This window comes from Candidatus Nitrospira nitrificans (assembly GCF_001458775.1).
In the GTDB taxonomy this organism is placed as follows: domain Bacteria; phylum Nitrospirota; class Nitrospiria; order Nitrospirales; family Nitrospiraceae; genus Nitrospira_D; species Nitrospira_D nitrificans.
This window is the reverse complement of record NZ_CZPZ01000012.1, coordinates 243713-255669: the sequence shown is the minus strand read 5'-3', so window position 1 is coordinate 255669 and position 11957 is coordinate 243713. Positions and strand designations below refer to the sequence as shown.

The window sequence follows — 11957 nt, the reverse complement described above, 5'->3', positions numbered from 1 at the left end:
GTGGTGTGTTCTTCGCGACCGGAATCGATGGGCATCCGGTTCTTAGAAATGATGACGGACGATAAGAATCGCCTCAGTCAAGTCATTCTGAGTCTACTGGTAGGACAAAGCGCCAACCTGCAGCTGTTCTCGCAAGGTTGTCGGTACACGAGGACAACCTTCTGGGGAGGTGGCCAGAGATTGCCGGTTCATCATCGGACCCTGGCCTGTATCGTATGATCGCTATCCCGACAGGCTGGAAACGGACCACGAATGTGGATTGCGAGGATTACGGTCGGATGCCGGCGGCATACGAGCAAACACGCAGGCTCGCACTTGCTCAGCCAACTTGACGGCCTCGGCGGCCGTCGGTTGCGGTGGCCAGAATTCCGCATCATATCGTAGTTCAACCGCATATGCAGTCAAGTCCGTGAGGTCACAGGTCTCAAGCTCCGGCCACGGTTCAGGCTGAATGCAGAAACGCTGAAGTTCCTCCAAGTCGTGCGTTCGAGGAATCTCCAAATCTCTCCATGCGAGCACACCTTTCAAATACTTCTCGACAGCTTGCTGAGCATGGAAACACGCGGTGTCGTAAGGACCTTCACTAGCTGTGGTGCGACGCGCATCGGCAAGATCACTGTCAGCCTTCCGAAACCATCCTCGAGCCAGAGCCACCCTATCTTTCATAGAGCATCCTGCCTTCGGCCAGTACGGTAGAGATGAAGGCATTGGGCACAGCCTTCCACTCTTCCACCTCTTGGGGCGTCCAAACCACAATATCCTTGGAGGGAAACACGCCACAGAGCACCCGCCGATACCGTCCCGATCGCCGATAACGCGGTAGATCGGACTCTTCAATGATCAACAGATCCAAGTCACTGTCTGCGCGGGCTGTACCCTTGGCGTGGGAACCGAACAGCACGATCTTGATGGGAGAACCAATCGTGAGAATGCGGCGGACCACTTCGACGAGGAGTTGGTCGTTCACCGGTGGAAATGTGAGAATGCCCGCCATCCGCCCAGATCTCCAAAGAGCCGCCCGTCGTCATGATAGCGAATGCTACCGAGCATTTCCACAAATGGAGGGATCGGTCGCACAGTGATTGGGACCGCCATGGTCTGTTCATCGCGACCGGAATCGATGGGCATCCGGTTCCTTGAACTGGTGAGAGACGACAAGGACCGCCTCAGTCAGGTGATCCTCAGCTTGCTGATGGGGCAAAGCGCCAATTTACAGCTGTTCTCGTGAGGTTATCGGTACACGAGGACAACCTTTTGGGTTGTGCCGGAGATAGCCGGTTCATCATCGGACCCTGGCCGTATCTATGACCGTATCCCGACAGACTGGAAACCCACCACGAATGCGGTTTGCGAGCATTACGGTCGGGTATCAGGCGGCATATGAGCGAGCATGCGGGCTCGCACCAGTGCTTCCCGTGAAAGCAACATAAGGAAAGTGGTTTGCCTTTTCCAGCAGTGGTAGCTACAATAGCTACTGAGGTGAATGATGAGCCAGGTCGGCGTTAAAGAACTCAAAAACCGCCTGACGCACTATCTTCGCCGAACGCAGAAGGGTGAAGAAATCGTCGTCACCGACCGGGGACGGCCGATCGCGCTACTCCAACAGATCGAGGCCGGAAAGCCCGGGACACGCGAGGCGCGGTTGGCGCAACTCGCTGCGCTCGGCAAGATCATTCCGCCGACAGACGTGCCAAGCAAGCGACTGAAACCACTCGTCTATCAAGGCCCATCGGTTGGGCGGGCGGTTATCGACGACCGTGAAGAACGGTAACCGTGTATTATTGGGACACCAGCGCACTCGTGAAACTATTCATCCGGGAAATTGGAACAGACGACGCGCTCGCCCTGCGAGCTGACGCGCCGCCTCATGCCACCGCTACCATCGCCTACACCGAAACTTTTTCGGCGTTTCGCAGGCGCGTCCGGGAAGCCGCGTTGAAAGCACCTCACTACCATGAAGTCGTTCGCCGGTTCGTACAGGAGTGGCCTGCCTACGTCAGGATCAACTTGGACGAACGTATCCTTGAACGATCCAGAACACTACTCGAACGATACCCGCTCCGCACCCTCGACGCCATTCATCTCGCGTCAGCCATCGAGCTGCAAGAGCAGCTAGACGAACCATCGATGCTGATCTCCGCCGACGCCCAACTCCTCAGAGCAGCGATGGCCGAACGTCTTGAAACGAAACGTATCCTGTTGTGAGCCCGTGCAGACATACAAATGTTTCGCACCGACAGCTGAAAGCCGTCGCTACACCCGTACGAACGTCCGGATCAATATCCGCTTATCGACCGCCGACCTTGAAATGCTGAAGCGGCGAGCCGCCGAGGAAGGCCTGCCCTACCAAAGCCTAATCGCCAGCATCCTGCATAAATACGTCAGTCGCTCTACGCCATAGACCAATTCACCAGTCCGGTCTTAGGGACAGGTATCAAGGCGTGCGATCTAAGAACTGACTGCATGCACCAACTGCTCTTCGATACTCTATGCGTGAACACTTAGAAGCTAAGTGACCTATTCCAGTCTGCACTGTCTGCACAAACCAGCTGATGAATGGCGCAAATTATGTCATTCAACTCGATTAGCACCCAGCCTGACCTTTCATGATCGGAATAAATGAAGCTGTGTCGTCCATTATCTCTATAGGAATCTGAGAAAGATCACCTTGCCGACTAAAAACGTTCTCTGCATTTTCCACATTGGCAATCGCGACATTGTCATAAGTAGCGACCGTATTACCTTTTTTATCAACAAGGACAATACTAACCCAGGCGCCTTTGTCACCGGATGGTATGCATTTCTTTGAGACTGCGCCAGTCTTAAAGCGCAAAGTCTTTGTCGTCTTTTCTATGCTAAATTCCTGGGCCCATACACGATTTGCTCGGTCATGGATCCTTCCGCTGCTCTGGGGATAAATAGTTTGAGCTTGGGCATCTTGGCTAAGAGAAGACAATATCACTATTAATGCTATCACCAGAAATTTGAATATGCCTTGACCGATCATATAGCCCTCCATGTTAAGGGTTAATCTAACGGCTCGAATAGCGCGAGAACCCGTTCTGTCCAATAATGTTTCCATCTCTTAGGCTTCCTTCGGCTCTCATATTTTAAAGCGGGAGTCATGCGAAATGGCTCCCGCTTGATGGTCCCTACTGCCCGAAGGAGTTGTGAAGCTGCGGACCTTGGATCGCCTGGTCCTTCTTATTGTGGGGCACGGTAACCTTGACGGTGCCGCTGCAATGTGCGCCATCGGCATTTGTCGCCGTGAACTGCACGACGTATACTCGGCCATTCCCGGATCCAGCTCGTTCTGCGCGTAGCAGGATGTCGTTTCCCGAGACGGCGGCGTCCGGGCTCGTGTCGCCGTCGCCCAGCCCATTGATCGGCTCATCCTGCTTCACCGTCGGATAGGTGATCGTGAGCGTCTGGTTTTGCGGGTCCGTCAGCCCGACAATGCTGACCTGGGTCATGGTGTGATTCGGCGGCCACAGAAGATTTGGGCTCGCCTGGGCCAGGGTGCAGACCGGTGGATCATTCACGTTCACCACCGCCACCTGCACCGTATCGACAGCACTGCTGACGTGCCCGTCGTGAACCGTGAGCTGGAAGGTCAAGAAGGCGCCGCCGGCGGCCACGTTCGGCGCAGTAAAGGTCGGACTCGTGGTATTCGCGCCGGTGAGCAGTACGGATGGTCCTCCGGTCTGGGTCCAACTGTAGCTCAACCCATCGAGATCGGGATCGAGGCTGCCGCTTCCATCCAAGGTCACCAGCGTCTGTTCATTCTTTGTTTGATCCGGCCCCGCATTGGCGGTCGGAGGCTGATTGACATTGCTGATGCGGACACTGTCGAAGTCCGAGTGATTCAGCCCACGGGGATCGGTGACGATGAGTTCAAAGTCCACCTGTGCCCCACTGGTTCCGACAGACGGTGCGGTAAAGCTGGGCGTCGCGGTGTGGGAAGAGGCCAGAGTCACTGACGGGCCGAACACCTGGAGCCAGGTATAGGTCAGCGTCTCGATGTCCGGATCGTAGCTGGCTGTCCCATCCAATATCACCGGACTACCTTCCTGCACTGTCTGATCCGGCCCGGCCTGCGCCACCGGCGGATGGTTCACATCGGTGATATGCACGTTCACCGTATCGGGGTCGCTGCAGTTGCTGCTGGTGCCTTCACAGACAACCAACTCCAAGGTGACGGTTCCCCCGGCGGCGGGCACGTTCGGTGCTGCAAAAGTGGGATGCGCCGTGGACGCGCCGCCAAGCGCCACTGAAGGCCCTGCCACTTGGGTCCAAATATAGGTCAAGGACCCGCCTGTCGAACCTGCCCCATCTAATGTCACAAGCGTGCTTTCAGGTACGGATTGATCCGACCCAGCGTGGGCGAGGGGCTTGTCGGATATTTTTGCGACCCATGCATCAGCACTTCCGCCAAATGCAGCTTGGTAGGGCGACTGGGTGTGGAAATTAGATGACTTTGTGTCACCTGCCACAAGGACATTTCCATTCCCGTCAAGGGCTATGCCTCGAGCATTGTCATCAAGACTGCCACCAAGAAAGGTGGAAAAAATAACAGCAGTTCCGGTCGCACTTAACTTGGTTACAAAAGCGTCTGCAGATCCAGCGTTACTTGGTTGAATTGGACTACCTGAAGTACCAGGCCAGGTCAAAGATCGAGTTCCACCTGATACATAGGCATTGCCTGCGGAATCCACGGCAATGCCTGAGCCAAAGTCGTCACCTGCGCCACCAAGGAATGTGGAATAGACAAGGCTTGAGCCAGCGCTATTCAGCTTAAATACAAAGGTATCTGCATTCCCGCCCAAGACGGGTTGCGCAGGGCTTCCAGCAATGGGAAAGTTCGATGACCTTGTAGAACCAGTCACATAACAGTCTCCGCTTCCGTTCACGACGATATCAGTCCCTCCATCGTTTCCACTTCCTCCCAAGTATGTCGAATACACTAACGTGTTTGTACCGGTATTGAAGCTAGCAACAAAGGCATCCTGTCCTCCGCCTATGGAAGGCTGAAGAGAAGCTGCGTTTACACCAAAGAGGTTGGCAGATGATGTAGTCCCGGTGATGTATACGTTACCGACTGAATCGACCGCGATCCCATTGGCCTCGTCATTGAGAATGCCCCCATAATAGGTGGACTGGATAAGGCCATTCCCAGCAGGATTGAGCACGGCCCAGAATGCATCCCGCCCGCCTGCCAGCGTTGATTGAAATGGGCTCACACCAGCACTAGGGAAATTCGTCGAAACGGTCCATCCGCCGACGAAAGCTTTACCAGAGGAATCTATCGCTATTGATGTACCGACCTCATCCCCATTACCTCCGAGAAAGGTCGAATACAGAAGTCCTGATCCCGATGAATTGATTTTAGTAACAAACGCGTCTGTAGTACTGCCTCTTACAGTTTGCATACTACCGGGTGTCACGGGAAAATTAGGTGAGGCTGTCGATCCGGCTAGATACACATTCCCCGCCGCATCTACATCAAGATCAAATGCTATGGTATTGCCTAGTCCACCTAAATATGTCGAATAGACTAAGGCAGAACCGGTCGGGTTGACCTTTGTTATGAAAGCGTTAAATCCTGCTGATACCGTCTGAAAAGGAGTGCCTGCGATTGGAAAATCCGTCGAAGCCGTGCTTCCTGTGATATAGGCATTACCTGATGGATCAGCTGCAATAGCTCGATTCCTACTCTCCTCACCCAAGGCACCACCGAGATAGCTGGAATAGGTTAGGACCGGATCTATCACGAGCGTCTTGTCATGATCGTAAACCGCAAGTTGAATGCCGACTTCGTGTGAAGCGGGAAGCGTACCTTTACCTGTGTCCGCACCCTGTGAGGACGTGGAGAGGCTAGGCTGAAGAACATAATTCCCCGCCACCAAAGTCTTGTGCCCATCTTTTTCAAACTGATACACGATCGGCTTTTGCACCCGCACGTCTCCGAGCGCCGTTGCTAGCAATATGTCGCCGCTCTCGGCGACTTTGATCTCCGACACCCCCTCGAAGGCCAGCTTGATCTGGTTCGGATCGGCACCAGGCGACACAATGAAATCATATTCCAGCTTGCCTTGGTTGCCGTAGTAGGCCACATCGATGCCGGGGTAGACCTCTCGATAGTTCACCTTCGCGTAGGTGGGAATCTTCGTCCGCCACTTGACCGGATCGTTGCCGATGAAATAGTTCACGATCCCCGGCAATTGCTCCATGCCGTTGACAACTGGCTCAGGATTGGCGCCTTCCAACTTCATCCGCACGACGCTGTGCTTATACTTCTGCGACTCCTGTCCAATGAAATGTGTCGGGTCAGACTCCGCTTCACCCTTCACGCTTGACGCTTCACGTGTGCTTAGCACCATGACCGATTCATTCGGAGTGAGAAACAACGTATAGCCGCCGCCGCGGGCGATGAAATTCACGCTGGGATCGGTTTGTCCATGATTCGCTTCAAAGCGTATCGGGGCATTGAGCACGGTCGCGGTCAACCGTGGGTTCGCACTGAGAGCTGGCGCCGCACTCATGGATGGGCTAATTGGAACAGCGGCTAGGCTATGGGCTGCCACACTACCAAGAAATAGGCCTAGGCAAGTGATCCAACGGAACGTGCGGCCATTCATGTTTGACATATCCCCTCCCCGTTATTCCCGGCGAATAAATTCCATAACCCCGAGCAGATTTACTTATGAACAAATTCCTTCAGCTGCACCACTAGGTCTCTAGGCAACCCCCGTGCCAGCGCGGGACGAATGTTCATGATCACAGGTGGACAGGGCTACAAGGCCATATTCAGCTGCTTCTGGAAGGTCACGTAAACATGGAAGGAGTAGAGGCCTTCATTCCTGGGTGCCGCAGTGAATAAAAAAATCCATTCAGCTATGAATAAAAATTTATCCAGCTCGGGACCATTTCGTATTTGCTTGCCTATCCGTATAATGGCCGGCGCTCCATCGGAATCTCTCTCTTTCTTCGCATGTGTGGTGGCGGCACCATGTTTCCACCAGCCCTGGTTGCGATCACCATATCTCTGCTCATCTGGAGCGGTTCTTGCCTGGCTTCAGATACTTCCCCTATCCCTCGCACCTCGTCGTTGACGGAAGCCGCCTTGAGAGAGGAAGCGCTCTATCTCCAGGAGGAGACTGTGGTAACCGCCATCCGCCGCGAACAGCCGATTTCCCAATCACCGTCCAATCTCCATGTCATCACGGAAGAGGATATCCGCCTCTCCGGAGCCACCGACATTCCCACGCTGTTGCGCCGCGTGCCGGGGATGGAAGTGATGCAGATGACGGCTGGAGAGTTCAACGTGAGTGCGCGAGGCGACAATCAGCAGCGGGCGAACAAGCTTCTGGTACTGGTGGATGGTCGATCGGTTTACATTGACCGACAAGGCCTAGCACCCTGGACGGAATTGCCTATTACGTTTCCGGAGATTAAACGCATCGAGGTTTTGAAAGGCCCGGCTTCAGCCATCTACGGATTCAACGCGTTTGATGGAGTCGTGAACATCATCACCAAGTCGGGAGCTGAGATGGCCGGAACCACCCTCCAAACCGGGTATGGTGAACTCGGGACCCTGCGAAGCGCTGGCATCCAAGCCGGCACCATTGGAAAAAAATTCGACTATCGACTCTCAATCGGCCGCGACCAACAGCAGCAGTGGCGAGATAGGAGTGCGCTCGGTTACCGCGTTCATCGTTTCAATGGACAAGCCATCTATAGCATTGACAGCGACTCGTCCATCAAGTTTGCCGGCGGCCTCGCCGACACAAACCGTTTCGACTTTGCATCTGCGGATTTTCTATACCTCAATACACCATCCACCTATGCATACAGCGAAGTATTGTACGAGCGACCTAATTTCTTTTTGCGATTCAATTGGCAAGGAAATGAGACCACGACTGACAGCGAACCATTGGCGTCGCTTGCAGGACTCATCGCAGTAACCGATAAATTCGGCCGCTCGCGGGGAGTCCCCTATAACGGTCATACCTACAATGCCGAATTGCAACATACGATCGAACTCAACCCTGCTCATCGGCTGATCCTCGGAGGAAACTATAGACGGAATACCATTTCTGGAACCCAACTTACGGAAAACGGCCATGAGGATCGGTTTGGCGTTTACTTGCAGGATGACTGGCGCTTCACTGCGAAGCTGACGCTTAACGCGGGCATTCGTATGGACTTGCACAATGAACTGAATCCCACCTACAGCCCGCGCGTCGCCCTGATCTATTCGCCGATCCCAAATCATACGATTCGACTTTCAGGATCTGTCGCATACCGCAGTCCCACGCTCGTAGAGACCTTCCAAGAGATCCCAACGACGATCACCCTGTTTGGATTCAGCAATACAAGCACACTGTTCGGCAACAAGAACCTGGCGCCGGAACAGATCGTCTCCTATGAGGCCGGTTATCAGGGATGGTATTTTGCCCATCGAGTCCGGCTACGGGCTGATGTCTTTTACAATCGTCTGTCGGATCTCATCGTTCCGATTGAAATTAATGCGAGTGGCAGCGGACTCTATTTGAACCAGGGACAGGTGGATATCTATGGGGGCGAAGCCGGCGTCGAGATTCTTGCCACAACTTGGTTGCGTGGGTTTGCCAATTTTGCCTACCAGGAGATAGTAGATCAAACGTCTATCGACCTTCGGGGTCAGCGTGGAGCCCCGCGGATCAAGATTAACGCAGGGCTCCAAGGCAATTGGAACAATGGGCTCACTGGCGAATTGGCGATTCACCATGTGCATTCAGCACTCTATCCAGTGGAGCAAAACTTCCACACCTTCGCGGGCCTCGGTCTGATTCCGCCGAGTGCCGTCCCTAATAGCCGGGTTGGACACTATACCCTCCTCAACCTGCGTTGCGGTTACCGCTTCTGGCACGACCGCGCCGAGGCGGCGATCTCGGTCTTCAATGCTTTGAACGAACGCCACCAGGAACACCCGTTGGCCGACGTTCTCGGCAGCCGCGTGATGGGCTGGCTCACGCTCAAATTGTGAACCAACTCGGAAGAAGGCTAATACGAAGATTCAGCCTGGAGACGGTGTGTGAAATCGGAATAGTCAAAGTGACGCCAACTCCAGATTCTGAGCGAGCAACCATGGCGGTTTAAGACTGGGTTTGTTCAGACAAAGCCTATAAAATTGGGACTCGCGACGACATTTGACTCAGTTGCTTGTTCTCTATGCCGACTATGTTCATCTTTCGCGCGATTATAGCCGCTCTGCTGTCCCTGCCGGGACCGATCTTCCCGGTGCCTGCTTTTGCGTTGGACGTGGCGATTCTCAAATCGAACGATCTCACTTATTATAATGAGTCCGTTGCCGGAGCCAAACAAGTTCTGCCCGCGGATGCAACGGTTACGATATACGACCTGCGCGGCAACGTGACCAGCGGCCGGAGCATCGCCCAGAATCTCCGCGCCGACCAGCCGGATTTGATCATTGCCGTTGGACTGAAAGCGGCATTGGCCGCCAAGTTGGAAATCTTCGATTCACCGATCGTCGTCTGCATGGTAATGGCCCCCGAGTCGTATGAATTTACGGCGCCGAATCATTATGGCGTTTACATGCGTGTTCCGATTGAGCAACAGCTGACATCGCTGCATGCCGTGATGCCGCAGGCCAAGCGGATCGGCCTTTTGTACGATGAGCGCTTTACCGGCTCCATGATCCAGGACGCCGCGCATCATGCCGAGAAACAAGGGCTCCAGCTCGTCCCCGCTCTCATTGCCACTCCTGACGATCTGCCGGCTGCGCTACGCGCCCTCATCACAAGAATTGACGCCCTATGGCTCATTCAGGACCAGACCGTGATAACCGAACAGTCGATTCAGTTCATTCTGGAAACCACATTGGACGCCAAGGTGCCCGTCTTCGCCTTTTCGACGACCTTGGTACGACAGGGCGCGCTTGGCGCGCTCGTAGTCGACGCAGCGGAGGCCGGTCGCCAGGCCGGACATATCGGCAAACGCCTGCTGCGGAAAGAGCCGATGAAAGGCCCTCGCTTTGTGCCTCCGGAAAAGACCGAGCTAGCCTTAAACCTAAAGGTGGCCTCGTATCTTGGCCTGACGCCTCCGGACCAGGTCGTCCGCGCAGCCGGGAAAATCTTCAACGGGACCGGCAGCTTCGCCAAACGAGAGGCGAATGAGACATTGATTCCATGACCACTCCCCTCCTTCTCTCGATGAAGAAGTGGCGGGCTTCGGCTGCCGCATCCTTGCAGACCAAACTCATCGTCTGCACCTTACTTACCCTCTTGGTCGCGATCGGACTGCTCAGCACGGCGTTCATGATGCAGTTGTGCCGGTCCTCCATCCAGAGTCTTTTGCAAAGCGGTGCCGTCTTGGGGCAACACCTAGCCATCGAGAGCCGATACAGTGTGCTCGCCGGAGACGCCCCTGCGCTCCAACGACTGAGCGAGACGGCATTGGCCGTGGACCATGTGGCCTACCTCGTCATTGGGACGGAACAGGGCCTGACGTTGTCCGCCAAAGGCAAAGGGAGCTGGCTTCCACTTTCTGAACGAGAAGAGGCCGCACTGACTCTGCCGCCGTCGCCAATGGTAGCCCTGGCATCCAAGAACCACAGGCCCACCTTGCAGTCCATCGCTAAAATTCGGTTCGATGACGATCGACCTCAACTCGATACGGACAACCTACTCTCCCTGATGGAATTGCTGTACATTATTGTTGGACGAACCGTCCCAGTGTTTTACGACATCGCTGTTCCTATTCGCCGCCCGTCTCCGGTCGTCGAGCAGGATGCCGGGCTTGGCGTGATTTTGGAACAGGACCAGGGGAGAATCACTGCGGACTCCGCTCGAGTGGATGGGCTGGTCCGCGTCGGCCTCTCGACGGTCACGCTTCAACAAGAACTTCAATCCCTGATTCAGAGGACGATACTTATCACGGTCGGCTTGCTGCTGGCGGCCGGCATCGTGAGCGTGTGGTTCGCCAAGCGCTTGACCACACCGCTTCAAGCCTTGATCAGAGCCGCGGCGCGCGCCTCCGAGGGCGATCTTTCCGTCCGCGTGGTTCCCCATGGAGGAGACGAGGTTGGTCGATTGACGGACGTATTCAACGGCATGACCACGGCCTTGGAGAGCCTCACTCAATCCCTGGAATTGCGGGTCAAGGAGCGCACCCGCGCGCTGGCCGAAGCGAATGCAAAGCTACAAGAACTGGATCGACGGAAATCTCAGTCGCTCTTCACCACTTCTCATGAGCTTCGCACGCCCCTGACCTCGATTAAACTGCATCTCGACAATTTGCTTGATGGAGTCGGAGGACATTTAACCGACAAGCAAACCTCGGTCTTGCAACGAGTCAGGGCCAACATCCATCGCCTGCAGCAATTCATCGAAGAAGCGCTCGACCTCTCCCGGATCGAATCCGGACAGGCGGCGTTGAACCGCAACCCCGTCAATCCGGTAAGCGTGGTGTCCTCCGCCGTCGACAATTTGGCGCCGGTGGCGCAGGAACGCAACATCGTGATCGAGCATGACACGCTCGCGGCAGTGCCGGCCATTCTTGGCGATTCAGCGAAACTCCTGCTTGTCTTCACCAATCTGATTCAGAATGCCATTAAATTTTCTCCCACCGGAAGCACCGTCATCATCAGCTACGCCACGGAGAGTCCTCATGCTCTTACAATCCGAGTGCGGGATCACGGCCGAGGCATCGACCCCATGGAGATCGACCGAATCTTCGAACCGTTTTACCGAGCCAAATCGAGCGAAGCGTCGATAGCGGGGTCTGGATTGGGTTTAATGATCGCCAAGCATCTCGTCGAATTGCACGATGGCCGGCTTTCGGTCGACAACGTTGTCGGGGGTGGGGCGTGTTTCACTGTCACGCTTCCCGCGATGGATTCGACCGCTGTCGCAGGATAACGGCTCCTGCCGGTCGAGTGCCGAACGTCTTCATGG

Annotated in this window: 10 protein-coding genes and 1 pseudogene; 7 read left to right on the top strand and 4 right to left on the bottom strand. The window is 55.1% G+C overall.

Annotated elements, in window-relative coordinates; all coding sequences use genetic code 11:
* Nucleotides 1-222 precede the first annotated feature (222 nt).
* The gene (locus tag COMA2_RS09310) at nt 223-666 is read right to left on the bottom strand and encodes a HEPN domain-containing protein (protein ID WP_090896919.1); all 444 of its coding nucleotides are present in this window, start codon (nt 664-666) and stop codon (nt 223-225) included.
* On the bottom strand, nt 656-994 hold the full coding sequence (locus COMA2_RS09305; protein ID WP_090896917.1) for a nucleotidyltransferase domain-containing protein: 339 nt from the start codon (nt 992-994) through the stop codon (nt 656-658). Before COMA2_RS09305 ends, COMA2_RS09310 begins: the two co-directional genes overlap by 11 nt.
* 42 nt (nt 995-1036) lie before the next feature.
* Here COMA2_RS09305 and COMA2_RS09300 point away from each other — a divergent pair, with 42 nt between their 5' ends.
* From COMA2_RS09300 to COMA2_RS21085, 4 genes and pseudogenes are all read left to right on the top strand, one after another.
* The gene (locus COMA2_RS09300; RefSeq protein WP_090896916.1) at nt 1037-1228 is read left to right on the top strand and encodes a hypothetical protein; all 192 of its coding nucleotides are present in this window, start codon (nt 1037-1039) and stop codon (nt 1226-1228) included.
* 255 nt (nt 1229-1483) lie between these two features.
* Nucleotides 1484-1771 (top strand): type II toxin-antitoxin system Phd/YefM family antitoxin, encoded by a 288-nt coding sequence (locus tag COMA2_RS09295; protein WP_217490687.1) that lies wholly within the window; start codon nt 1484-1486, stop codon nt 1769-1771.
* A 2-nt stretch (nt 1772-1773) separates the two neighbouring features.
* Nucleotides 1774-2205, top strand: coding sequence for a type II toxin-antitoxin system VapC family toxin (locus COMA2_RS09290; protein WP_090896911.1), 432 nt, complete (start codon nt 1774-1776; stop codon nt 2203-2205).
* A gap of 64 nt (nt 2206-2269) precedes the next feature.
* Nucleotides 2270-2401, top strand: a pseudogene (locus COMA2_RS21085) (hypothetical protein); the annotation flags it as partial.
* 183 nt (nt 2402-2584) lie between these two features.
* On the opposite strand, the gene COMA2_RS09280 reads toward COMA2_RS21085, so the two are convergent.
* Nucleotides 2585-3007 (bottom strand): hypothetical protein, encoded by a 423-nt coding sequence (locus COMA2_RS09280; RefSeq protein WP_139077226.1) that lies wholly within the window; start codon nt 3005-3007, stop codon nt 2585-2587.
* Nucleotides 3008-3152: 145 nt separating this feature from the next.
* A complete protein-coding gene (locus COMA2_RS09275; protein ID WP_456236590.1) occupies nt 3153-6542 on the bottom strand; it encodes a DUF7948 domain-containing protein in 3390 nt (1129 codons plus the stop codon).
* 467 nt (nt 6543-7009) lie between these two features.
* Here COMA2_RS09275 and COMA2_RS09270 point away from each other — a divergent pair, with 467 nt between their 5' ends.
* From COMA2_RS09270 to COMA2_RS09260, 3 genes are all read left to right on the top strand, one after another.
* Entirely contained in the window at nt 7010-9028 is a 2019-nt protein-coding gene (locus tag COMA2_RS09270; RefSeq protein WP_090897380.1) for a TonB-dependent receptor plug domain-containing protein, read from the top strand.
* Between the two features lie 185 nt (nt 9029-9213).
* A complete protein-coding gene (locus tag COMA2_RS09265; protein WP_090896900.1) occupies nt 9214-10194 on the top strand; it encodes an ABC transporter substrate-binding protein in 981 nt (326 codons plus the stop codon).
* On the top strand, nt 10191-11921 hold the full coding sequence (locus COMA2_RS09260) for a sensor histidine kinase (protein WP_090896899.1): 1731 nt from the start codon (nt 10191-10193) through the stop codon (nt 11919-11921). The genes COMA2_RS09265 and COMA2_RS09260 overlap by 4 nt, the downstream gene beginning before the upstream one ends.
* Nucleotides 11922-11957: the final 36 nt, after the last annotated feature.